This is a genomic window from Caballeronia sp. HLA56 (genome assembly GCF_054655155.1).
Window position 1 is genome coordinate 1,724,310 of record NZ_BAAHOB010000005.1, and the last position, 24,135, is coordinate 1,748,444.

Genomic DNA, 24,135 nt, shown 5'->3' on the forward strand with positions numbered 1-24,135 from the left:
GTCAGGCTCCGACGAGGCTCTGGCCGCAGACGCGCACCACCTGGCCGGTCACGCCCGCGCTGCCGGGACTCGCGAGCCATGCCACGGTTTCGGCGACATCGACCGGCAAGCCGCCCTGGCCCATCGAGTTGAGCCTTCGTCCGGCCTCGCGCACGCCGAATGGCATGCGCGCGGTCATTTGCGTTTCGATGAAGCCCGGCGCCACCGCGTTGATGGTGATGCCGCGTGCACGCAGTATCGGCGCCATGCTCTGCACGCGCCCGATCACGCCGGCTTTCGAGGTGGCGTAATTGGTCTGGCCGCGATTGCCCGCAATGCCGCTGATCGACGACACCGCGACGATGCGCCCGCCCGCGCCGATCACGTTCTGCGCGAGCAGGGCTTCGTCCATGCGTTCCTGCGCGAGCAGATTGATGTCGATCACGCTGTCCCACATCTCTGCGCTCATGCGCGCGATGGTCTTGTCGCGCGTGATGCCCGCGTTATGCACGACGATATCGATGCCGCCCGACGCCGCAAGCGCGGCCGCGAGTTCGGCGGGCGCTTCGGGCGATGCGATATCGGCATAGAACGCGGTATGCGCGCCGTTAGAAGGCGACGCGTCTTCTATGCCGAGCATGGTCTGATCGAGCGCGTCGCGCGCGGCGGCCACGTCGAGCCCGGTGACGATGGCGCCGTGCGCCGCGAGCACCGCCGCAATCGATGCGCCGATGCCGCGCGCCGCGCCCGTCACGAGCGCGCGCTTTCCGGCGAGCGACGCGGCCCAGTTCGCGGGCGAGGGCGCCGCGCCTTCGAGATGCACGGCTTGCCCCGACACATACGCCGAACGCGGCGACAAAAAGAAGCGCAGCGCGCCTTCGATGGAAGCCTGCGGACTCACGCGCAGCAGATTCGCCGTGCTGCCGTTGCGCGCTTCCTTGCCGAGCGAGCGCGTGAGACCTTCGAGCGCGCGCTGCGCGGTCGCCGCACGCGGATCGCTCAAAGCGCCGGGCGGGCGGCCGAGCACGACGATTCGGCCGCTTCTGGCAAGCGAGCGCAGCGCGTCGTGGAAGAAGGCGTAGAGCGCATGCAGGTCGCTGCTTTCGACAATGCCGGTGGCATCGAAGATCAGCGCCTGAACGCGGTTGGCGGGGCTTGAATCGGTGGCGCGCGCCTCGAAACGCCCGCTCATCGCGCCATGACGGCTTGCCACGGCGAGCCATCCGGACGCGCTGTCATGCGCGATGCCCGTCATGCCGATGCCGGACAACACCGCGAGGAGGTCGTCGAACAGTGCCGGCGACGGTCCCGCGCCGATGGCCGCCATACCGCCGAACTCGGCTTCGCCTGCGCGCAGGCGGCGCAACGCTTCGGGGCGCGGCAGCCCGAGCGAGCGGGCGATGCTCGTGCCGAAGGGCGAATTGACGAAGTCGAGGTAGCGGTCTTTCATCGATTGGCGAGCGGTCGTCGGCAGCGTGGTGTGCTTCGAAATCAGGCGACCGTTTCGGGCATTTGTTGCTCGATCTCGGCGCTGCGCTTTTGCAATGCTTCGAGGATACCGAAGTCTGCGGAAAAATCATCGACTTTCACGGCTTCGCGCGCGAGCGATGCCCATTCTTCGAGCAGAGCCGCCTCGCTCGTATCGATCAATCCGAGCGCGGTCGCCTGCCGCGCCCACGCTTCGATCTCGTCCGGGCTTTGCGGCAGAGGAGCGGTCTTGCCGGATTTCACGGCGTCGCGCAGGCGCGCTTCGAGTGCGACGACGGCGGGCGTGAGCGCGAGCAATTTCTCGCCGACCGCGATCGGATCGTCCTCGAGCGCGGACACGTGCGAGCCTTCGACAAGGCGGCTGCGGGCATCGCCGGGCGTCTGCATCAGGAGCGCGACGTCGTTGCCGAGCGCGTCCGTGCTGGGTGTGTGCGGCAGGCCGAACGGGAAAGCGAAGACGCGCAAGAAGGCGGCGGCGGCACGGTTCGGATAGTTGGCGAGCAAGCCGTCGAAGGCGAGCCGCGCCTGATACAGCGCGTCCTCCACGCCCCAGCGCACGAGCGGCAGGTCGCTTTCCGGGCGGCCGTCGTCCTCGAAGCGCTTGAGCGTCGCGGAGATCAGATAAAGCTGCGCGAGGATGTCGCCCAGGCGCGCGGACAGGCGCTCGCGACGCTTGAGCTCGCCGCCGAGCGCGAGCATCGAGATATCGGCGAAGAGGGCGAACGCGCTCGACAGGCGTGTCGCGGCGCGATAGTACGGGACGAGGCGCGCGTCGGCCTGTGCGGGTTTGCGGATCGACACGCCGCCGCCGAGCGCGTAGACGAGGCTGCGAATCGCGTTGGACGCGAGAAAGCTCGCATGACCGAAGAAGGCCGCGTCGAAGTCGGTGAGTGCGCGTTTTGCGTCGGGCTCGCGCGTGGCCGCCATCTCCTTGAGCACATACGGATGACAGCGAATCGCGCCCTGTCCGAAGATGATCAGGCAGCGCGTCAAAATGTTCGCGCCTTCGACGGTGATCGAGATCGGCATCTGCTGATACGCGCGCGCGAGAAAATTCGACGGCCCCATGCAGATGCCCTTGCCCGCGACCACGTCCATGCCGTCGTTGATCACTTTGCGCGCGCGCTCGGTGATGTGATATTTCGCGATCGCCGAAATCACCGAGGGCTTTTCGCCGAGATCGACGGCCTGTGCCGACAGGCGGCGCGCCGCATCCATCACGTACAGATTGCCGCCCATGCGGCCGAGCGCTTCCTGAATGCCCTCGAAGCGTCCGATCGACGTCCGGAACTGGCGGCGCGCGGCGGCATAGGCGCCGGTGCCGCGCACGGCGAGTTTGGCCATGCCGACATTCGACGAAGGCAGCGAGATCGCGCGGCCCGCCGCGAGACATTCCATCAGCATGCGCCAGCCGCGTCCGACCTGTTCGCGTCCGCCGATAACCCATTCCATCGGGATGAAAACGTCTGTTCCCCAGTTCGGGCCGTTCTGGAACACGGCGTTGAGCGGCCAGTGACGTCTGCCGATATGCACGCCGGGATGCGTCGTCGGAATGAGCGCGCAGGTGATGCCGGGCGCTTCGTTGCCGCCGAGCAGACGTTCAGGATCGAGCGCGCGAAAGGCAAGTCCGAGCACGGTGGCGATCGGTCCGAGCGTGATGTAGCGCTTGTTCCAGGTGACGCGAAAGCCGAGCGTCTCGCGGCCTTCGTGCATTGCGCGGCAGACGACGCCGACATCGGGAATCGCAGCGGCGTCGGAGCCGGCATAAGGACTCGTCAGCGCGAAGCAGGGGATTTCATCGCCGCGCGCGAGGCGTGGCAAGTAGTAGTTCTTCTGTTCTTCGGTGCCGTAATGCAGCAGCAATTCGGCGGGTCCGAGCGAGTTGGGCACCATCACCGAGACCGCCGCCGCCGACGAATGCGTCGACAGCTTCATGATGACTTGCGAGTGCGCGTAAGCGGAGAACGCCTTTCCGCCGTACTGCTTCGGAATGATCATGCCGAGAAAGCCCTTCTCCTTGATAAAAGCCCAGGCTTGCGGCGACAGATCCTGCCAGATCGTCGTGGTGTCCCAGTCGTTGGCGATGTCACAGAGATGGGCGCATTCGTTGTCGACGAAGCTTTGTTCTTCCGGCGTGAGTCTTGGCGCGCCGTGAGCGAGGAGCGAGTCCCAGTGCGGGCGGCCGGAAAAGAGTTCGGCGTCCCACCAGACCGTGCCCGCTTCGATGGCGTCGCGTTCGGTGGCCGACATCTGCGGCAGGATCTTTTGAAATACGCCCAGCACCCGCCGGCTGATGAGCACGCGGCGCAACGGCTTGATGGAGAGGAGAAGCGCCGGAAGCACGAAGACGATGGCCAGCAGCGCGGTGACTATCGGCCCGACGATGCCGGTGAGCGCGCCCGCCGCGACCCAGATCGCGAGCGCCGCGAGCCAGGCGACGGCAGGCGCTTGCACGAAGGTCAACGCGCCAGCGACAAGGAGGAAAGCGATGACGAAGAGGGCGAGCATCACGGGTCTCCGAAGCGGCGGTGGTTCGGAGGAGCAGCACGGGGCGTGCCGAATGCGTCGGCATCGCCCTCTAAAATAGCTTGTGGCGCCCGATGGTTCGCTTAAGTTTGCGCCGCCACTTCCTCCGCCGAGCGCGTCATATCGATACCCCTACGCTCGCGGCTGAAGAAGATCAACGCGGCGATCACGACAGCGACGGTTCCCGCAACGATCGCCATTGCGGTGCCGTAGTCCTTGCCGTGGGCCTCGGCGATCGATGCCTGCATCGTCGCATTGACGGCCGCCAGCAGGTTGCCGAGCTGATAAACGAGCCCCGGAAACGTCGCGCGAATCTCATCCGGCGAAATCTCGTTCAGATGCACTGGAATCACGCCCCACGCGCCCTGCACGGAAATCTGCATGAGGAACGCGCCGATGGCGAGCATCACCGGGCCTGTCGAGAACGCCCATAAATACAGAACCGGCAACGCGATCAGCGCGGCGATGAAAATCGCCACGCGCCGTCCTATCTTCTCGGAAAGCGACCCGAAAAAGAGTCCGCCGACAATCGCGCCGATATTGAGCACGATGGTAATCAGCGAAACCGTGTGCGGGTCGAAATGATGCTGTTCGCGCAGGAAGGTCGGATACAGATCCTGCGTGCCATGCGAGAAAAAGTTGAACGCGGTCATCAGGACGATCGCGTAAAGCGAGAGCTTCCAGTTCTGCTTGAGCGTGGCGAGCAGACCCGGCCGCTTGCGCTTTTCGAGCGCGCGCCACGCGGGCGATTCCGGCACGTGCGCGCGCACATAGAGCACGAGCAGCGCGGGCGCGACGCCGACAAAGAACATCCCGCGCCAGCCGACGAACTGATAAAGCACGCCGAATACGATCGACGCGAGCAAGTAGCCGCTCGGATATCCCGCCTGCAGCAAGCCCGAGACGAAGCCGCGCGAGGAAGGCGGCACGGTTTCCATCGTCAGCGCGGAGCCGACGCCCCATTCGCCACCCATCGCGACGCCGAAGAGAAAGCGCAAGATCAGCAAAGTCGTGAGATTCGGCGATAAACCCGAGAGCAATTCGAGCAGCGAATAAATCGCGATGTTGATCATCAATGTCGGACGGCGGCCGAATTTGTCCGCAAGCCGCCCGAAGATCAACGCGCCAAGCGGACGCGCCGCCAGCGTAAGCGTAATGGCAAAGGCCACCTTGGGAATGCCGGTATTAAATTCGGCGGCGATGTCCTTCAATATGAAGACCATCAGAAAGAAGTCGAATGCGTCGAGTGTCCAGCCCAGGTAAGCCGCAATCGTTACGTTTCGTTGTTCGCGCGTCCAACTCATTGCCGTGGTCTCCGTTCGATTAATTGATTGGCTTGCCTGGCGAGCGGCGAGGCCGGACAGGCACGGCCGCAGGCAAGCTGAGTGTACGCCCGTGTTTAATTAGCTGCAGGAGGTCAAGAAAGCGCGTGGCACGAATAAGCGCGATTAAATCGTGATCGTAAGCGCGAATGATTCGAATCGATTCGATTCAACAGAAGATCGAATAGACGACGTAAGAAAATTGAATAGGATTTGAAAAGAAAAGGCGCGGAAAACAAAAAACCCCACGCGTTGATTCGTGGGGTTGTTTGCAAAACGCTGAAAGAGACCTTGGTGCCCAGGAGAGGACTCGAACCTCCACGGTGTTGCCACCGCTAGGACCTGAACCTAGTGCGTCTACCAATTCCGCCACCTGGGCCAAGGGGTACAGCGAGCCCGCTATTCTAGCGGTAACGGTCGCCGTGTCAACCAACTGCGCTTTTATGGAGCGCCGCCGGAAGCAGGACTTCCGCATAAAAAGAAAAAGCCACCCGAAGGTGGCTTTTTTTCAAACATCTTGGTGCCCAAGAGAGGACTCGAACCTCCACGGTGTTGCCACCGCTAGGACCTGAACCTAGTGCGTCTACCAATTCCGCCACCTGGGCAAGGGTGCGTGTACTGCGTTTTGTGCTTCGTGAGCAGCAAAGAACGCCATTATATCGACCGGATTGCGTCTGTCAAGCATTTCCATTCGACGATTCGCAGCGCGAGCGTGATCCTCGCCGCGGCACGCTCAAGCGCCTGCGCGCCTCATGAGGGCCCGAATACGGGTGTTAGAATGATCCGCAACGATGCCCGCCATTGAAGGCTGCAAAGTTCCGCGAAAGTCCATCTAAACGAGAAGAAAGACGATCAAGCCCTTGAGCAAATATCCGTATCCGATTCCCAGCCGCGAAGAGATTCTCGGCGTGCTGCGCACGAGCGAGACTCCGCATGCCGCGAACGACATCGCCGAGGCATTGTCGATCAAGCGCCAGGAGCGCGAAGGATTTTTCAAGCGACTGGCGGCCATGGAACGCGACGGGCAAATCCGCCTCGACAAGCGCGGTCACTACCAGCTCACGCATCCTTCGAACTTCGTTGCAGGCCGCGTGCAAGGTCATCGCGATGGCTTCGGCTTCCTGATCCGCGACGACGGCCAGGACGATCTCTTCCTTCCCAATGGCGAAATGCAGAAGGTCATGCACAACGACCGCGTGCTTGCGCGCATCGTCGGCTTCGACCGGCGCGGCCGGCCGGAAGGGCATATCGTCGAGGTCACGGACCGCGCGAACAAGCGCGTCATCGGTAGGCTCATCAACGAGAATGGCGCGTTGATTCTCGTGCCGGAAGACAAGCGCATCGGTCACGACATTCTCATCACGCAGAACCCGAAGAAGGCGAAGGTCGGGCAAGTGGTTTCCGTCGATCTCACCGATTTCCCGAGCCGTCATTCGCAGCCGCTCGGCCGCGTGGCCGAAGTGATCGGCGATATCGACGATCCCGGCATGGAGATCGAGATCGCCGTGCGCAAGTACGGTGTGCCGCACGAATTCAGCGACGCCGCGCTTGCCGCCGCCGCGAAGCTGCCCGACGAAGTGCGTCCGGTGGACATACGCCATCGCGTGGACTTGCGCGATGTGCCGCTCGTCACGATCGACGGCGAAGACGCCCGCGACTTCGACGATGCCGTGTATTGCGAGCCCATCTCCGTGGGCCGCGGTTCGGGCTTCCGGCTGCTCGTGGCGATTGCGGACGTGTCGCATTACGTGCGCCCGAACGAAGCACTCGATGTCGACGCGCTCGACCGCAGCACGTCGGTGTACTTTCCGCGTCGCGTGATCCCGATGCTGCCGGAAAAGCTCTCGAACGGCTTGTGTTCGCTGAACCCGGACGTCGACCGTTGCGTGCTCGTGTGCGACATGGTCATCACCGCGCGCGGCGAAATCAAGGCATATCAGTTTTATCCTGGCGTGATGCATTCGGCCGCGCGTCTTACCTACACCGAAGTCGCCGCGGTGCTCACGAACACCAAGGGACCGGAAGCCGCGCGCCGCGCCGAGATCCTGCCGCAATTGCAGGATCTCTACGGCGTCTACAAGGCGCTGCACGCCGCGCGTCAGAAGCGCGGCGCAATCGATTTCGACACCACCGAGACGTATATCGTCGTCAACTCGCAGGGCAAGATCGAGCAGATCGTGCCGCGTCATCGTAACGACGCGCATCGGCTGATCGAGGAATGCATGCTGGCGGCCAACGTCTGCGCGGCGGACTTTTTGAAGCGCAACAAGCATCCGGGCCTCTACCGCGTGCATGCGGGACCGACCGAGGAGAAGCTCGAAAACCTGCGCACGTTCCTGCGTGGCGTCGGTCTCACGCTGACGGGCGGCGCGAAGCCTCACGCGAGCGATTACGCCGCGCTGATCGCGCAGATCCGCGACCGGCCCGACGCGCAGATGCTCCAGTCGATGGTGCTGCGCTCCATGCAGCAAGCGGTGTATAGCCCGGACAACATCGGTCACTTCGGGTTGGCTTACGAAGCGTATGCGCACTTCACGAGCCCGATTCGCCGCTATCCCGACTTGCTCACGCATCGCGCCATTTACGCCATTTTGCAGGGCAAGAAGTATCTGCCCGAAGTGGGTCACGACACATCGCTTAGCACCGGCCTCACGAAAGCCGCGCGCGAGATGCAGAAGAACGACGATCAGTCGCGCGGCCGTTCGCGCAACAACGTCGCGATTTGGGAAGAACTCGGGCTGCATTGTTCGTCGAACGAACGTCGCGCCGATGAAGCCTCTCGCGATGTCGAAGCCTGGCTCAAGTGCTATTTCATGCGCGACAAGCTCGGCGAGGAATACGGCGGCATGGTGAACGGCGTGACGTCGTTCGGCATCTTCGTGCAACTCGATTCGCTGTTTATCGAAGGGCTCGTGCATATCACCGAACTGGGCTCGGATTACTTCCAGTACGACGAGATCAAGAACGAACTGCGCGGCGAACGCACGGGTATCCGGTATCGCATGTCGGATCGTGTGCGCGTGCAGGTGGGCCGCGTCGATCTCGATGCGCGCAAGATCGACTTCCGTCTCGTGCGCGACACGCCGGTGAAACCGCCGGCGCCGCGTCCGTCCGCGAATGCGGGCGCCGAGCATGCATCGGGCGGCGATGCGGGCGGTCCGCGCATCCGCGCTTTCGACGACGACGTCACCGGCACGCGTACGCGTGGCGGCACGAAGAAGGGCGCGGCGGTGGCGTCGGCCACGCGTGGTGGCGCGGCCAGAAAGCGTGGCGTGGCGTCGAAGTCATCGGCGCAGGGCAGGCCGGCGCGCAAGAAACGATAAGACGCGCTTCAGGGCGCTAGCTGGCAATCGCGCGGTCCGACGCCACGAGCTTCGGACCGCGTCATGCTTTTATGGATTTCACGAAGGTTTGGATCAGTCATGTCACGTCTCAAGGTTCTATACGGTTTTCACGCAGTGACCGCGCGTTTGCGTGCGGATGCATCGTCGATCGAAGAGGTCTTGTACGACCCTTCGCGCAAGGACCGGCGCATGCAGGATTTTCTGCGGACCGCGAAGGAAGCGGGCGTTCGCCTGATCGCAGCCGAGGAATCGCGCTTGTTCGGGCTCGCGGGCACCATTCAGCATCAGGGCGTGGTGGCGCGCGGGCAAGACTTGCCGCTCGCGCAGAATCTGGCCGAATTGCTCGATGGCGTGACCGGCACGCCGCTTCTGCTGGTGCTCGATGGCGTCACCGATCCGCATAATCTCGGCGCGTGTCTGCGTGTCGCCGATGCGGCGGGCGCGCATGCCGTGATCGCGCCGCGCGACCGTTCCGCCGGGCTGAACGCAACGGCGGCGAAGGTGGCGAGCGGCGCGGCGGACAGCGTGCCTTACATCACCGTGACGAATCTGGCGCGCGCGCTGCGCGAATTGAAGGATGCGGGCGTGTGGGTGATCGGCACGGCGGGCGAAGCGTCAGCGAGTCTCTTTGAAACGAAGCTGGACGGCCCGGTGGCTATTGTGGTGGGCGCGGAAGGCGAAGGCATGCGCCGTCTCACGCGCGAGACGTGCGACGAGATCATGAATATCCCGATGGCCGGCGCGGTGGAAAGTCTCAATGTGTCCGTGGCGAGCGGGGTTTGTTTATTCGAGGCCGTGCGGCAGAGAAGTGTGAAGAAGTAACGTGCCAATGTTGTCCCGCCTGACCGCCCTGATCTGCGCCTGTGCGCTCACCGCCTGCACCACCACCATGATCGACCGCGGCACCTACCTCGCCGACACTCAGCACCACGCAAAAGGCGCCGACTCTCGCGTGCGCTTTCTCGTCATGCACTACACCGAGATCGACGAAGCGAAGTCTCTCTCGGTCCTGACCGGCGATCAGGTGAGCGTGCATTACGTCGTCCCCGATGCCCCGCGTATCGAACGAGGCGAGCCGGTCGTCTATCAACTCGTGCCGGAAGACCAGCGCGCGTGGCACGCCGGGCTGAGTTACTGGCAAGGCGCGACGGAACTCAACGCTTCGTCCATCGGGATCGAGAACGTGAATCTCGGGCCCATTGACACGCCGTCCGGTCGCGGATGGCAACCTTATCCGCCCGCGCAGATCGACGCGCTCATCGAGCTGTCGCGCGATATCGTCACGCGCTATCGCATTCCGCCGACGCGCGTCGTCGGCCATAGCGATATCGCACCGCAACGCAAGATCGATCCCGGTCCGCTTTTTCCGTGGCACACGCTTTACCAGGCGGGCATCGGCGCATGGCCCGACGATGCCACGGTCGCCGCGCATCTCGCCGGCCGTGCGCCGAAGGCGCCCACGGATGTCCGCGCGCTTCAGGAAAAGCTCAAACGTTACGGTTACGATGTCGCCACCGACGGTGTCCTCGATGAGAAAACGCGCCGCGTCTTCGGCGCGTTCCAGATGCACTTCCGCCCGTCGGACTACGCGGGTGACGCGGATGCCGAAAGCGACGCCATCGCGTCCGCGCTCATCGACAAATATCTGCCCTGACATGAGCGACTACTTTCTGCCGCTTCGCGCGCTCCATATGACCTGCGCGGGACTGAGCATCGCCGGTTTCTTGCTGCGCTGGATCTGGATGCTCGCGGATCCGCGTCTCTTGCAAAAGCGTGCGGTAAAAATCGTCCCGCATATCGTCGATACCGTGCTGCTCGTCTCGGCCATCGCGCTCGTCGTCATCATCGGCTTCGACGCGAATGCCGCGTGGCTCGCAGCGAAGATCGCGGGCCTCGTCGTCTATATCGTGCTCGGGACGTTTGCGCTCAAACGCGGCCGCACCAAAACCTCGCGGGCAATCTTCGGCGTGCTCGCCATCGTCGTCTTCGCGTTCATCGCTTCGGTGGCGCGCACGCACGATCCGCTCGGTTTCCTGCACGCGTTCGCTTAGCGGAGCAAGATGCTCCCTTGGACTCGAATTCTCACCTCGAAAGCAGCAACACCATCATGACTCAGGACGAACTCAAGCAACTGGTCGGCCAGGCCGCCGCCGATTATGTCGACGCGCAGGCGCCCGAAGGCTGCATCATCGGCGTTGGCACGGGGTCGACCGCCAATTGCTTCATCGATGCGCTCGCAAAGTCGAAAGCGCGTTATCGCGGCGCGGTATCGAGTTCGCTCGCGACCACGGCGCGCCTCGAAGCGCATGGCTTCAAGGTGTTCGATCTCAACGAAATCGAAAACTTGCCCGTGTACGTGGACGGCGCCGATGAAATCGACGGCAGCGGCGCGATGATCAAGGGCGGCGGCGGCGCGCTCACGCGCGAGAAAATCGTCGCGTCGGTGTCGGACGTGTTCGTGTGCATCGCCGATGCAAGCAAGCGCGTCGACGTAATGGGCAAGTTCGCGCTGCCCGTCGAAGTCGTGCCGATGGCGCGCACGGCTATCGGCCGCAAGCTCGTGACGCTCGGGGGCGTGCCGATCGTGCGCGTGACGCTGGACGGTTCACCCTTCATCACGGACAACGGCAACGAGATCATCGACGTGAAAGGGCTTTCCATCACCGACCCGCGCGCGCTCGAAGCGCAGATCAACGCGTGGCCGGGCGTCGTGACCGTCGGACTGTTCGCGGCGCGCGGCGCGAATGTGTGTTTGCTGGGCACGGAGAAGGGCGTCGAACGTATCGACTACGCGGCATAAAAAACCGCTCGAAGGCAGCACGCTCAAACAAAAATGGCCCGGAATGTCCGGGCCATTTTTTATCCAAAGGCAAAATTAGAACGCGTTACGTCCGATAAAGCCCTTGAACATGGTCATCGCGACAATCTTGATGTCGAACCAGAACGACCAGTTGTGGATATAGAACAGGTCGAACTTCACGCGGCTCTGCATCTTCTCGACTTTTTCTGTCGCGCCACGATAGCCGTTCACCTGCGCCCAACCCGTAATGCCCGGCTTGATGCGGTAACGGAACATATAACCGTAGACGAGATCCTTGTACAAGTCGTCGTGTTCGAGCGCGTGCGGGCGCGGGCCCACCACCGACATATGTCCGAACAGTACGTTCAGGAACTGCGGCAGCTCGTCCAGACTCGTGCGGCGCAGGAATGCACCGATCTTCGTCACACGCGGGTCGTTGCGCGTTGCCTGGGTCACGTGGCCGCTCGTTTCCTTGTGCACGGCCATCGAACGGAACTTGTAGATGCGGAACGGCCGTCCGTCAGCGCCCTTGCGGTTCTGCGTGAAGAAAACCGGTCCCTTCGAGGTAGCCTTTACCGCGATCGAAATGCCGATCATGAGCGGCGACAGCGCCAAGAGTGCGGCGGCCGCGAACAGGCGGTCGAACAGCATCTTCGGCCACATTTGCAGCGTGCTGACCGGCGAGGTCGTCAGGTTGATGGTGGCGAGCCCGGCGACATCCGTCATCGAATGATTGAAGAGCGAGATGCTGCGGGTGTCTGGAATCAAACGCAGATTCACGAAGTCATGGCGCAGCGCGTGCACGAAGCGGTAGATGGTGTGCTCTTGCGAAAGCGGCAGCGCGAGCCACACTTCGTTGATCTCTTCACGGCGCACTTTCTCGACGAGTTCGTCGAAGTCGTTGAGCACCGGCATGCGCATGGAAGCGCCCAGCGTGCTGCCTACGCCGCTCGCGTGCAATTCCTCGTCGCCGGTCGTATCGAGCAGGCAAACCGGCGTAAAACCCTGTTCGGGCGTGCTGCTGAGGTGCGCGAGCAAGGTGCGCGCGAAACCCTGCGCGCCGACGATAGCCACGGTGCGCTGGTTGAAGCCGCGGCCACGCATGGCTCTAAGGCTCAGATAGACCGCGCACTTCGCGACGACGATCAACGCGCCGGAAATCAGCGTGGAATAAGCGAACCACAGACGCGAGACCAGATCCATCCGATGCAGCGTGAACGCCAGCAAAAGCGCCGCCGCCGCCACCGCGACCCAGGCGAGCGTCACGCGTGCGAGCATCACCGGCAACGGCTTGCCGCGCCAGGCTTCGTACACGCCGAACGCCGGAAACAGCAAGAGGGCGAGCACGCAATTGAACGCGATCAGCAACTTTTCGACATCGCTGAAATCGAGCGAGGAGAAGCGCATGAAGTGCGCAATCACCCCGCCTGCGATGATCAGGAACACGTCGAGACAACGTGCCGAGCGGGCGAACATATCGCGATTTTTAGTTTGCATCTGCATTATCAGGCGCTGGGAACGGAGACGTTTTCCTGCACGCGCATGCGCGGCAGCAGGCGGTCGAATTCACGCTTCACGAGGCCGTAGCACTCGCAGGCGCGGGCTTCGAGCCCTTCGCGGTCCACCACCTTGATACAGCCGCGGCTGTGATGGATGAGGCCCGCATCGTGCAGCTTGCCGGCTGCTTCGGTCACGCCTTCACGGCGTACGCCCAGCATATCGGCAATTAATTGTTGCGTCACTTGTAGTTCGTTGGACGCCGTACGATCGATTTCGATTAGAAGCCAGCGGCAAAGTTGCTTATTGAGCGAATGATGGCGGTTGCATGCGGCCGTCTGCGCGACTTGCGTGAGCAGCGCTTGCATATACAGAAGCATCAGGCGGCGCAGGAAGTCGGAACGCGCGAATTGGTCGCGCAGGGCTTGCGCGCTCATGCGATACGCGAAGCCGGGGCACTGCACTTGCACGCGCGTCGGCATGGTTTCGCCGCCCGTGAGCACCGGCACGCCCGTCATGCCTTCGCGGCCGACCGCCGCGATTTCGACGGAACCGCCATCTTCCATGGTATGCAGCAACGAGATGATGGCCGTCGTCGGGAAATAGACGTGATGAATGCGCTGGCCGGAATCGCACAGCAGTTGTTCGGTGCGCAATTGAACGAGCTCGAGATGCGGAGTCAGTGCTTGCCATTCGTGCGCCGGAAGCGCGCCAAGCAAATGGTTGCCGTGCAGGTCGGACTGGAGGGTAAGCATGGTTGTTCTCTCGTAGCTCGCGCAGTGCGCTTCACTCTTTTATTTACTGATGTGAACGTTTTCCAACACATTCCGTCCTTCACATCAGCCCCGTAGCTCCTGTGTCGCGCATGAGTTGATTTGGTTGATTGCGTCGATCGGGTGGCGACACTCTTTTAGCGAGGACTGTGCCAATGCGGCGAGCGTCAATGTGGGCGGGGCCTCAGTGCAAATCCGCCGTTTGTGATGCAGTGCAGCGAAGCATTTTTGTTTCAGTTTTGAACATTGCTGGTCTTAGGAATACGTATGCGACCCAATACGTAGCATTGTTGCGATCCCCCCGAATGAAGGATTGGTCATATCGCATTACCGCGCGACAGGGCTCTTGGGGAGACATCAGGTTGCAAACCTTCCTTCTTTCGTAGGGAGTTTGAAAATTGATTCATCCGTGTTCCATCGGCTTCGTGGGCAAGCGAACGTGCATTCGTGGATGACTCGCTTGCTTATCCGCAAAGCCTTGCTGCGTATGTCTTTGCGACATGCAAGCCGTGCATGGTCGTGATTCGCGTTCAAGGGCAAAACGTTGCGGCTCTTGCGCGATGTGGAAACCTCACGCGATAAGCATCACGGTGAACGATCTTCATGTCGGCCGTGATGGCTTACATCGGCCCATACGAGGCTTGCACAGCATGCTTCAACGAACATCATCACGATGATTCAGCGTAAAACGTTTGCGTGACATTTGATGGTTTGGTGCTTTGCGACAACGCCGAATTACGCGGAGGGAAGAATTCAGAAATGTTTCATCAAGGACAACTTCGAGCGCTTGTGTGTCGCGTGAAGCGTTGAACACAGCGCAAAGCAGCGTGAGATTTGACTAACACACTTGGCGTGCCATGTCGCCGAGAGATTGGAGCAAGCAAAAAACCCCTTGAAATAAGGCTCGAAATGAGGGCGCCGCAAAGGGCGCATCTCATGAATCATGCTATGAAATGTTCAACAGACTATAGCGGCGAGAGGCGGCACTACGCGCGAATATGCATCTTCGAGAACATCGAAAGAGGCTTCGCAAAGCTCGCGATGTTGTCGTGAAAGCGAGCGAGCGAGACGGCATTGCATGACCATGGTCTCGCTTGCGATCTTGCGGGCGCTGGTATGCGTTTGCACGGGTATGTCGAAGCCTTGCTCGCGCATCCATTGCAGGTAGTGCGCAAGCAGTTCGAAGTTCGCGCCGAGCTGTCGCATTACGTTTGCGAAGTAGAGCTGCGTGTAAGCGTCACCGCGCGCGAGCATGGCATCGACATGTTCGGGAAAGGCAGCACGCCAGCGCGTGATCGGATTGTGCAAAGGACGTCGCAGCAAATGCGCGCACAACAGATCGGCCGATGCTTCCGCCAAGGCCGTTCCGGTAAGCGGTTCACGTACACGCTTGACGAACTCGACATGCGGGAAAAGTGTCGCGGCCAAGGTGCTTGCGTCGCTGGCGGGCAAGCCCAGCACGCCGTTGTAGTCATCGCCATCGAGCAGATGGTAGCCCGTGTGATGAAAGTAGCCGAGACGCCGCGCATTGGGATCGATCACATCGATGCCGATAGTCGTCTTCGCATGCGCGCGATGGTAGGAAGCCGACCGCGTGTCGGGCAAGAAGAACGCATCCGTTTCGATCAGCACGGTGTTTGCGCGGCGCGTCTGCACGAGCGCGCGTTCTTCGAGCGAATGGAAGATCGAAAGCTCCTGTACTTGCAGGCCGTAAAGCTTTTCGATGTCTTCCGGTGTAATGCGGCCGAGCGTGAACTGGTCGTCCTCGAAGTCTTGCGCGACGCTATACGCGAGTGCCGCGCGCGGTTCGAGACCATTGCCGTGCAGAAGCTCGATCCAGAGATCGACGGGTCCCGCGCCGTCGCGCCAGATGCGCTCGCCACGATGCAACGCATGCGCGTGATGCCGCCGCGCGCGCAGGCGCAAGGGGTCGAGTTGCACGACGCGCGAACGGCCTGCGTCGGAACCCGTCACACCGCCGGTGTGGAACGCGCTCATGCGTTGACCTCTGAGCAGTAAGGACGGCGTCCGATACCGCCCGTGCGGCCGGGCATGCAGTCATTTTTGCTTTCGTTTTTTTGCGCGCCCGAGTCGCGGTCGACGGCGGTAAGCATCTCGATTTTCCCATGAAGGTGCCGCATGAAGCGAGCGCTATCGGTGCATGCGAATGCACGAAATCGCGCCGGGTGCACGGTTGCATGCACTTATGGGCGGCGAACGGTGCATCGCGGCCCGTGTATGCGGTTTTAGGTTCGAAGGCGTCTTTTTCCCCGAGACGCCTTGCGTGCGGTTGGCCTTATTTGACGGGGCTGCAAGGGCTATCGTCGGTGCGCCGCCGCACGGAATGTTGGCTCACCGGGACGTAACGTGTGATGGTCGCCACGCCGGTTTTATCCGGCCCGAGCATGGAGAATAAAACGATGAACTGGAAAGCCCTTGATTTCGAACAGCTCACTGCGCGAGAGCTTTATCTGATTCTGCGCGCACGCAGTGCGGTGTTCGTCGTCGAACAGTCGCATGTGCACCTCGATCCCGATGGCCGCGATGAAAGCGGCGTGCATGTCTTCGCAGCCGAAGACATGACTCGTTCGATGCCCGTGCTCGCCTATGCGCGCATTCACGAAGGCGATGCCGAAGACCCGGAAGTCGTCGTCGACAAGATCTTGACGAGCCCGCTGCGTCGCGGCGATGGCACCGCGCATGCGCTCATCGAACGCGTGCTCGAAGTGACCGCGGAACGTTGGCCCGGACGCGGCGTGCGCCTCACGGCGCCTGTGAGTCTGCGCGGCTTTTACGAAGCGTTCGGCTTTCGCAAGACCGAAGGTCCGTTCCTCGAACACGGCATGCCGTACATCGGCCTGACGCGAAAGAGCCGTCAGACGGCGCGCGAAACGGCGAGCGCCAGCAAGGCGCAACTGCACGCCAACACCTACGAGTTGCTGTAAGCAGCTTTGCGCGCGCTGCTTGGCCCTTAAGGCGGCGCGCGCGATCCAACGAATTCCACGCTGTAAAAACGAAAGGCAATCCAGGACACGCGGACCGACCAAGGTCGCGCGTGCCGAACCCACATGCGAATAGTCCATCTAGCCAACCACGCACAGACGATTGGCAACGGCACCGTCAACATGATGGTGGATCTCGCCTGCATGCAGGCGCGCATGGGGCAGGAGGTAATCGTGGCGTCATCCGGCGGCGGATTCGAGCCGCTCTTGCGACGTCACGGCATCACGCATATTCCGTTGCAACAGTCGCGCCAGCCTTGGCGCGTCCCTTCGATGATCGCGGGCTTCAATCGCCTTATCGACCGATTCGATCCCGATATCGTGCACGCGCACATGATGACGGGCGCATTGATCTCGCGCTTTGGCAGCATGCGCCGCCGCTTCGCGCTCGTCACGACCGTGCACCATGAATTGCAGAAGAGCGCGTCGCTGGTGCGCTCGGGCGATCGCATGGTCGCCGTGAGCGATGCGGTCGCGAAGGATCTCGTCGCGCGCGGTATCGGGGCCGAGCGGCTTTCGGTCGTGCGCAATGGTGCGATAGGCGCGCCGCGGCTCGTGTGCCGTCCCGCGCCGAAACCCCTGCGTTTGAAGCATCCGAACGTAGTTTGCGTGGCGGGGATGTATCGAAGAAAGGGTATTACCGATTTGCTGCATGCATTCGCGCTGTTGCGCGAGCAATCGATGCACGACCGGGAATTCATACCGGAGCCGCATCTGTACCTAGTAGGCGACGGGCCCGATCGCAGCGCGATGGAAACGCTCGCCGCCGAGCTAGATCTGGGCGCGACGGTGCATTTCACCGGCTTCGTCGCGGACCCGCGTCCGTATCTCGCCGAAGCCGATGTCTTCGCGTTGCTGTCGCTTCAGGACCCGAGTCCGCTCGTGATCGCCGAGGCGCGCGAGGCAGGATGCGCAATCGTTGCCACGCGTATCGGCGGTATCCCCGAATTACTCGATGGCGGCGCGGCGGGCGTGCTCGTGCCCAATGGCAATCCGGCCGAGGCGGCGGCGAAACTGCGCTGGCTGCTGCTCGACTCGCAGGCGCGCGGCCAACTGTCGGCGCGCGCGCGACAGAATCTGCATCAGCTTTCAGTCGAGCGCGTAAGCAACGAATACCTGACGATCTATCAGGAAACGCTCGCGGAACGCGCTTCGCAACGGCCGCGTGCGATGCCGGTCGGCCCGCGTCGCACGCGCGCGCCCGATGGCGCCGTATGAGCGAATAGACCGACGAATGAACTAAGTGGTGCACGACGAAAACGCGCATACGTACCGCATAAAGCGCGCGAGTGTCATACAAAAGGGGTATCGAATCGGGCGAGCGTTCGCGGTCGCACAGAACGCATACGAGATGCTTGCTCAAATGCTTGCATGACCGGTTCGCATTTCGGACGGACCGCAAAAAAACGCTCGCGCCGCGCTGCGACGTCGCCATTCTTCAGTTTCCCTGACGAATGCCGGCGCGCGCGCGGCGCGAGTGCAGCACTCAGGGCATGCAGCAAGAAGGGCGGCGACGTGGCGATTGCACCCCGTCAGAGGGAATACCCTGTCAGGAAATTCCCAACTGGTTTTCGGTGCAACGAAGACGCAACGTATCAGGCACGACGACCGGACCAGTCGGTTGTCGCCGTGCCTCGGCGCCTCTGAGCAAACAGCGTGTTCACGACGAACACACATGGCTACGGACAGGCGACAAAGGGGAGAAGCGAGATGGATGAAAACAAAGAGCGATCGCTGGTGGCGAAGGTCATGGACGGACTCGTCTCAGGGATCGTCGAGCAGAAATATGGGGCGATATTGCCGCCGCAGGACATCCTCTCGAAGGAGTTCGACGTAAGTCGAACCGTCATGCGTGAAGCGCTCTCCATGCTGCTCGCGCGGCATATGCTGGACGTGCGGCCGAAAACCGGCACGCGCATCCGGCCGATGAGCGACTGGCGCCTGATCGACGAAGATGTCGTGAGCTGGCGTTTTCGCGCGAAGCCCGATCAGACGTTTCTGCGCGATGTAATCGAATTCCGCATGCTGATCGAACCCCGTGCCGCCGCGCTGGCAGCAGCCCGCGCGACGCCCGATGAGATCGCCGGCATTCGCGATGCCTTCGACGCGCTTTCGCAATTGCAGGTTGGCGAGCCGGAATATCAGGCCGCCGACGAAGTGCTGCATACGCGTATCGTGGCGGCGAGCGGCAATCAGTTCTTTCGCCAGATGACGGCGATCGTGCGCGGTGCGCTCGTCACGGTGAATCCGATCGTCGACGGCATCGAGTCGGTGCGTGAAGCGACGCTCGCGGCGCAGCGGCTCGTGGTCGAAGCCATCGAATCGAAAGATACCGATGCAGCCGAACGCGCGACGCGCGCACTCGTCGATCTCGCGGCGGAAGAAGTGGGCCGCGCGTTCTCGCTCGAGCGCTCGAGCCCGCAGTATCCGGCGCAGCCGCCGAGCGTGAATGCTCCGGCAGGCGCGTAACGGCGTCCGTATCGCGTGAAAAGCCGGGACCTGTCCCGGCTTTTTGCATTTGGCCGCGCGGTTCCTTGAGGCACAATGCCTCCCACGATGAACATCTCGCGGGAGACCGGCTTTGAGCAATACCGAAACGAACACGACGACGAACACGGGAAAGACGAACGCGATCCGCTGGGGCATCGTGGGTGCGGGACGCATTGCACGGCGCTTTGCCGAAAGCCTGGGGCATGTCGATGGCACGGCACTCGCGGGCGTCTGGTCACGACGCGCCGAACCCGCTCGCGCGCTGGCGGCACCGCATGGCGCGCGCGCCTTCGACGACCTCGACGCCATGTTCGGCGAGATCGACGCGGTCTATATCGCGACCATGCAGGACAGTCATCCCGAATACGCGCTGCGTGCCTTCGCGGCGGGCAAGGCCGTGCTCTGCGAGAAACCGGCCGCCGTGAACGCGCGCACCTTGCAGACCATGATCGACGCCGCGCGCGCGTCCAAGCTGCTTTTCATGGAAGCGATGAAGCCGCCGTTCTATCCGCTTTATCGCCGCTTGCGCGAGCATCTTGCGCGCGATCCCATCGGCGAGATCGGACTCGTGCGCGCGGGCTGTTCGATAGCCGGCGTGCCGCTCGATCATCCGTCGTTCTCAGTCGAAGCGGGCGGCGGCGCGCTGCTCGATATCGGCGTCTACGAAGCGTTTCTGGCGGTCGACTGGCTCGGCGAGGCGCTCGATGTGCAGACGATCGGCCGCGTGGGCGAAACGGGCGTGGATGTCTTCGCGAGCCTCAACGTGCGCCACGAGCGCGGCATCGCGCAGATATTCTGCGGGCTCGATCTGCAAGGTCGTGGCGATGCGCTCATCGGCGGCACTCAAGGCACGGTGACGATCCACGAGAACTGGTGGAACCCGGTGCGCGCGAGCATCGTTTATACGGACGGACGCCGCGTCGAACTCGACGAGCCTTTCAGCGGCGGCGGCCTGAACTACGAGACCGCGCACTTCTGCGAGTTGCTGCGCGCGGGCGCCACCGAAAGCCCGATCATGCCGCACGCCATGTCGATGCGCATGATCGCCATCATCGATGCCGCGCGGCGCGATCTGAACGTGCGCTTCCCGTTCGAGGCAGATTAGCGTTCGCCGCCCGTGCAGCTCAATGCCGGCCCGGCAACGCGAGGCGTCTTTCGAACCTGCGCTGCACGAATTCCAGCACGCTGCAGAGCACCCAATAGACGAACGCCGCCGCGAGATAAAGCGGCAACGGCTGATACGTCGCCGCGATCACTTCCTGTGCGCTGCGCAGCAACTCCGTCACGGTGATGACCGAGACGAGCGACGTATCCTTGATCAGGCTGATGAGACTGTTCGACAAACTCGGCACCGCAATGCGCAAGGCTTGCGGCCCGACTACGTAACGCAGCGTCTGGGCGCGCGACAAACCGAGACTGTAGGCGGCGAGCCATTGCCCGTTGGGGATGCCGAGAATCGCGCCGCGCATGCTTTCCGAAAGATACGCCGCCACGTTCGCCGACAGCGCGATCACGCCCGCGGGCGTCGGGTCGAGCGAGATGCCGAGGCTCGGCAGGCCGTAGTAAATCACGAAGATCTGCACGAGCAGCGGCGTGCCGCGCATCACGCTCACATAGCAGCGGCCGATGGCGACGAGCGCGCGGCTGCGGCTTATGCCCATCAACGCCAGGACGACGCCCGCGATGAGTCCGAAGAACATCGAATAAAGCGCGAACTTGATCGTCAGTAGCGCGCCTTGCGCCAGCACCGGGGCCGATTGAACGAGCAGGGAGGTCGTGGACATGAACGGGGAAGCAGGAAGGAGAGCGGGCAGGTTGCCGCGCAAAGCGCACATCATAAACCGCGCGCGAAAAAGACAAGGGCGACACCGTCAGACGATGCCGCCCTCGAGCCGCGCGTTACGCTCGTAACGTCCGCAACGCCTTTCGGCGCGCGGGAACGAGGCTTACTTCGCGGGCTTGGTCACGTCGATCCCGAACCACTTCTGCGAGATCTTCGTAAACGTGCCGTCCTGTTCGAGCTGGGTCATGGCGTCGTCGATCGCCTTGGCGAACTTCGGGTTGCCCTTCTTGAACGGAATGCCGGACGGGCTGCCCTTGTCGAGATTCGCGCCCGTGCGCAGCGGCAGTTGCGAGTTCTTCAGCAGATAGGCGAGCATCAGACGGTCGTTGAGCGCGGCGTCCAGACGGCCGGCTGCCAGATCGCGCAGATATTCGGGCGCGCCCGGATACGTCTTCACATCGATACCCGGCACCGACTTCGCCATGTCCATGTAGTTCGTGCCGAGACCGACGCCGAGCTTCTTGCCCTTCAGTTCGTCGAGCGTCTTGAATTCGCGCTTGTCATCCGCGCGCTGGATCAGCTGCGCGTTCGAGTACGTGTAGGCGGGCGAGAAGTCGAGCGTGGCCTTGCGCGCATCGGTGATACCGACTTGATTTACGATCACGTCGAACTTGCCAGCCTGCAGGCCCGCGATGATGCCGCTCCACTCCGTCGTTACGAACTCGGGCTTCACGCCGAGCTTGGCGGCAACCGCCTTGGCGATATCCACGTCGTAACCGACCAGCTCGCCTTGCGGCGACTTCGAGTTGAACGGGGGGAAGGTGCCCTCCAGACCGACGCGCAGCGTGCCGCGTTGCTTGACGGAATCGAGCAGGTCTTCGGCATGCGCCGCAGCCGACAGGGACGCGCCGATCAGACCGGCGACGAGCACTTTCTTGAGCGTGGACAGTTTCATCGTGTTTTATTCCTCTTGAATGGCATCGCGACGGCGAGCCGTGCTTTGCAGGTGCGGCATCATAGATAAAAGGCAAGCGATGCGTAAGATCGTTTGCTTATTTCCATATTCCTACGCGAGGGCTTCGACGCACTCGCGCACGAGTGCCGGTCCCTTGTAGATCAGCCCCGTATAAATCTGCACGAGCGATGCTCCCGCCGCGAGCTTCGCGCGCGCGTCCTCGCCCGAGAAAATTCCGCCCACGCCGATGATCGGTACATCCGCGCCCAGTTCGGCGCGCAGCTTGCGGATCACCTCGTTGGACGCATCGAAGACGGGGCGGCCCGACAGGCCTCCGGTTTCCTCGCCGTGCCGCATGCCGCTGACGGCGGTGCGCGAGAGCGTGGTGTTGGTGGCGATCACGCCGTCGATACCGTGCGTGAGGACGGTTCCGGCGATCGACTTGATCTGCTCGTCGTCGAGATCGGGCGCGATCTTGAGCGCGAGCGGCACGAGCTTGCCGTGAAGATCGGACAGACGCTGCTGCTTGTCCTTGAGCGCGCCGAGCAGCGAATCCAGTTCGCCCGCGCCCTGTAGCTGCCGCAGATTCTTCGTGTTCGGCGACGAGATATTGATCGTCACGTAGCTCGCGAACGGATAGACGCGTTCGAGGCAGTACAGATAGTCATCGGCGGCGCGTTCGATCGGGGTATCGGCGTTCTTGCCGATATTGAGCCCCAGGACGCCGCGATAGCGCGCCGCCTGCACGTTGGCGACGAACTGTTCGACGCCGCCGTTGTTGAAGCCCATGCGGTTGATCAGCGCGCCCGCTTCCGGCAGCCGGAAAATGCGCGGCCGCGGGTTGCCCGGCTGCGCGCGCGGCGTGACCGTGCCCACTTCGACGAAGCCGAAGCCGAGCGCCGCCAGTCCGTCGATGCACGCGCCGTCCTTGTCCAGTCCCGCCGCGAGACCGACGGGATTGCGGAACGCGAGGCCCATCACGTTGCGCGGCGAGTCGGGGCCGCGTTTGGCAAGCATGCCGGCGAGTCCGGTGCGGCCGGCCGCGCCCAGCATGCGCAGGGTGAGGTGATGAGCGTCTTCCGCGTCCATCTTGAACAGATGCGAGCGCGCGAGCGGGTAAAGGGAGCTGAACACGAAGTGAACGCCTGCGACGGCGAGTTTTTTGAGACCCGCTATTTTAGCGGCTTTGAAGAGGGCGCCGGAGTGGATGGTTGCGGCGCGAGTTTTTGTCGGCGAGGTGCGGCGATCCCGGGAAGCGGTTGTTTCCTGCCGATGGGGCTTTTCGAGCGTCAAGCGCAAGGTTGCCGCGCGCGAGGCACTGGCTACTTCGGCTGACTCACGTTGTGGATGCGGCCCGGCATCGGCAGGGTTCCGGCGGAAAGCGTCGTTGCGGGATCGAGCGGTGACCAGCGGCCATCGATCAGCCCTTCCAGCGGCCGGAAGTTGGCCTTGTACGCCATCTTTTCGCTTTCGCGAATCCAGTAGCCGAGATACACGTGCGGCAAGTCGAGGCTCTTCGCCTGCTCGATCTGCCAGAGGATGTTGAACGTGCCGAAGCTCGTGTGCGGCAGGCCCGGCTCGAAGAACGTGTACACGGACGAAAGCCCGTCGCCGAGAATGTCGATCATGCTGATCATGCGCAATGCGCCGGGCGTGTCCGCGTTGCCCGGCTCGCGGAATTCGACGAGCCTCGAGTTGATCCTGCTTTGCAGCAAAAACTGTTCGTACTGGTCGCGGCTGTCGCGATCCATGCCGCCACCCGCGTGCCGCGCCGATTGATAGCGCATATAAAGCGCGTAGTGCTCTTCGTCGTAATGCAGCGGCGCGACGCTCGCGACGAGATTGCCGTGCTGCTTCCAGACGCGCCGTTGCGTGCGGTTCGGGGCGAAGCGCGCCACCGGCACGCGCACCGGCACGCAGGCACGGCAACCGTCGCAATACGGGCGATACGTGAACACGCCGGAACGCCGGAAGCCGGCTTTGACGAGTTCGGTGTAGACGTCGGAATTGATGAGATGGCTGGGCGTCGCGACTTGCGAGCGTGCCACGCGTCCTTCCAGATAACTGCAAGGATAGGGCGCTGTTGCATAGAATTGCAGCGCGGAAAGCGGTGACAGCGGCAGCTCGTTCGGATGTGTCACGTTGGCGGCTCTCGTCTCGCGGGCGTCTCGTCGTT

19 protein-coding genes and 2 tRNA genes are annotated in these 24,135 nt (G+C 62.6%); 9 read left to right on the forward strand and 12 right to left on the reverse strand.

Features of this window, described 5'->3' with window-relative positions:
- Nucleotide 1 precedes the first annotated feature (1 nt).
- The 5 genes from ACYQ47_RS27650 to ACYQ47_RS27670 form a co-directional block, all read right to left on the reverse strand.
- Nucleotides 2–1,429, reverse strand: coding sequence for a 3-oxoacyl-ACP reductase (locus ACYQ47_RS27650; RefSeq protein WP_459907918.1), 1,428 nt, complete (start codon nucleotides 1,427–1,429; stop codon nucleotides 2–4).
- Between the two features lie 41 nt (nucleotides 1,430–1,470).
- The gene (locus tag ACYQ47_RS27655) at nucleotides 1,471–3,975 is read right to left on the reverse strand and encodes an acyl-CoA dehydrogenase (protein ID WP_459907920.1); all 2,505 of its coding nucleotides are present in this window, start codon (nucleotides 3,973–3,975) and stop codon (nucleotides 1,471–1,473) included.
- A 101-nt stretch (nucleotides 3,976–4,076) separates the two neighbouring features.
- Nucleotides 4,077–5,297, reverse strand: a complete 1,221-nt coding sequence (locus ACYQ47_RS27660) for an MFS transporter (protein ID WP_244825382.1) — start codon at nucleotides 5,295–5,297, stop codon at nucleotides 4,077–4,079.
- Nucleotides 5,298–5,607: 310 nt separating this feature from the next.
- Nucleotides 5,608–5,694: transfer RNA gene (locus ACYQ47_RS27665), tRNA-Leu, on the reverse strand.
- A 139-nt stretch (nucleotides 5,695–5,833) separates the two neighbouring features.
- Nucleotides 5,834–5,920, reverse strand: a tRNA-Leu gene (locus tag ACYQ47_RS27670).
- A gap of 255 nt (nucleotides 5,921–6,175) precedes the next feature.
- Here ACYQ47_RS27670 and rnr point away from each other — a divergent pair.
- The 5 genes from rnr to rpiA all read left to right on the forward strand — a co-directional run bounded on the left by rnr (nucleotide 6,176) and on the right by rpiA (nucleotide 11,459).
- On the forward strand, nucleotides 6,176–8,638 hold the full coding sequence (gene rnr, locus ACYQ47_RS27675) for a ribonuclease R (RefSeq protein WP_459907922.1): 2,463 nt from the start codon (nucleotides 6,176–6,178) through the stop codon (nucleotides 8,636–8,638).
- A 99-nt stretch (nucleotides 8,639–8,737) separates the two neighbouring features.
- On the forward strand, nucleotides 8,738–9,481 hold the full coding sequence (rlmB, locus tag ACYQ47_RS27680) for a 23S rRNA (guanosine(2251)-2'-O)-methyltransferase RlmB (protein ID WP_244825380.1): 744 nt from the start codon (nucleotides 8,738–8,740) through the stop codon (nucleotides 9,479–9,481).
- Between the two features lie 7 nt (nucleotides 9,482–9,488).
- Nucleotides 9,489–10,313: an N-acetylmuramoyl-L-alanine amidase gene (locus tag ACYQ47_RS27685; RefSeq protein WP_309845251.1), complete on the forward strand. Its 825-nt coding sequence runs from the start codon at nucleotides 9,489–9,491 to the stop codon at nucleotides 10,311–10,313.
- A 1-nt stretch (nucleotide 10,314) separates the two neighbouring features.
- Nucleotides 10,315–10,710, forward strand: a complete 396-nt coding sequence (locus tag ACYQ47_RS27690; protein WP_250525918.1) for a SirB2 family protein — start codon at nucleotides 10,315–10,317, stop codon at nucleotides 10,708–10,710.
- A 56-nt stretch (nucleotides 10,711–10,766) separates the two neighbouring features.
- Nucleotides 10,767–11,459: a ribose-5-phosphate isomerase RpiA gene (rpiA, locus tag ACYQ47_RS27695; RefSeq protein ID WP_250465012.1), complete on the forward strand. Its 693-nt coding sequence runs from the start codon at nucleotides 10,767–10,769 to the stop codon at nucleotides 11,457–11,459.
- Between the two features lie 75 nt (nucleotides 11,460–11,534).
- On the opposite strand, the gene ACYQ47_RS27700 is transcribed toward rpiA, so the two are convergent.
- From ACYQ47_RS27700 to ACYQ47_RS27710, 3 genes are all read right to left on the reverse strand, one after another.
- Nucleotides 11,535–12,935 (reverse strand): undecaprenyl-phosphate glucose phosphotransferase, encoded by a 1,401-nt coding sequence (locus tag ACYQ47_RS27700; RefSeq protein ID WP_244828053.1) that lies wholly within the window; start codon nucleotides 12,933–12,935, stop codon nucleotides 11,535–11,537.
- 29 nt (nucleotides 12,936–12,964) lie between these two features.
- Nucleotides 12,965–13,711, reverse strand: coding sequence for a Crp/Fnr family transcriptional regulator (locus ACYQ47_RS27705; RefSeq protein WP_244825377.1), 747 nt, complete (start codon nucleotides 13,709–13,711; stop codon nucleotides 12,965–12,967).
- 975 nt (nucleotides 13,712–14,686) lie between these two features.
- Entirely contained in the window at nucleotides 14,687–15,727 is a 1,041-nt protein-coding gene (locus ACYQ47_RS27710; protein ID WP_459907926.1) for a DUF1839 family protein, read from the reverse strand.
- A 422-nt stretch (nucleotides 15,728–16,149) separates the two neighbouring features.
- On the opposite strand from ACYQ47_RS27710, the gene ACYQ47_RS27715 reads away from it, so the two are divergent.
- From ACYQ47_RS27715 to ACYQ47_RS27730, 4 genes are all read left to right on the forward strand, one after another.
- Nucleotides 16,150–16,674, forward strand: coding sequence for a GNAT family N-acetyltransferase (locus ACYQ47_RS27715; RefSeq protein WP_244825375.1), 525 nt, complete (start codon nucleotides 16,150–16,152; stop codon nucleotides 16,672–16,674).
- 123 nt (nucleotides 16,675–16,797) lie between these two features.
- Nucleotides 16,798–17,949 (forward strand): glycosyltransferase family 4 protein, encoded by a 1,152-nt coding sequence (locus ACYQ47_RS27720; protein ID WP_459907928.1) that lies wholly within the window; start codon nucleotides 16,798–16,800, stop codon nucleotides 17,947–17,949.
- 492 nt (nucleotides 17,950–18,441) lie between these two features.
- Nucleotides 18,442–19,200: a FadR/GntR family transcriptional regulator gene (locus ACYQ47_RS27725; RefSeq protein WP_244825373.1), complete on the forward strand. Its 759-nt coding sequence runs from the start codon at nucleotides 18,442–18,444 to the stop codon at nucleotides 19,198–19,200.
- A gap of 112 nt (nucleotides 19,201–19,312) precedes the next feature.
- Nucleotides 19,313–20,326 (forward strand): Gfo/Idh/MocA family protein, encoded by a 1,014-nt coding sequence (locus ACYQ47_RS27730; protein WP_459907931.1) that lies wholly within the window; start codon nucleotides 19,313–19,315, stop codon nucleotides 20,324–20,326.
- A 19-nt stretch (nucleotides 20,327–20,345) separates the two neighbouring features.
- Here the strand turns inward: ACYQ47_RS27730 and ACYQ47_RS27735 are convergent, their stop codons facing one another.
- From ACYQ47_RS27735 to ACYQ47_RS27750, 4 genes are all read right to left on the reverse strand, one after another.
- Complete coding sequence (locus ACYQ47_RS27735) at nucleotides 20,346–21,005, reverse strand: amino acid ABC transporter permease (protein WP_244825371.1); 660 nt, start codon at nucleotides 21,003–21,005, stop codon at nucleotides 20,346–20,348.
- Nucleotides 21,006–21,167: 162 nt separating this feature from the next.
- Nucleotides 21,168–21,959: a transporter substrate-binding domain-containing protein gene (locus tag ACYQ47_RS27740; RefSeq protein WP_244825370.1), complete on the reverse strand. Its 792-nt coding sequence runs from the start codon at nucleotides 21,957–21,959 to the stop codon at nucleotides 21,168–21,170.
- Nucleotides 21,960–22,070: 111 nt separating this feature from the next.
- Entirely contained in the window at nucleotides 22,071–23,093 is a 1,023-nt protein-coding gene (locus ACYQ47_RS27745; RefSeq protein ID WP_459907934.1) for a quinone-dependent dihydroorotate dehydrogenase, read from the reverse strand.
- A 188-nt stretch (nucleotides 23,094–23,281) separates the two neighbouring features.
- Nucleotides 23,282–24,100, reverse strand: coding sequence for an arginyltransferase (locus ACYQ47_RS27750; RefSeq protein WP_244825368.1), 819 nt, complete (start codon nucleotides 24,098–24,100; stop codon nucleotides 23,282–23,284).
- Nucleotides 24,101–24,135 lie beyond the last annotated feature (35 nt).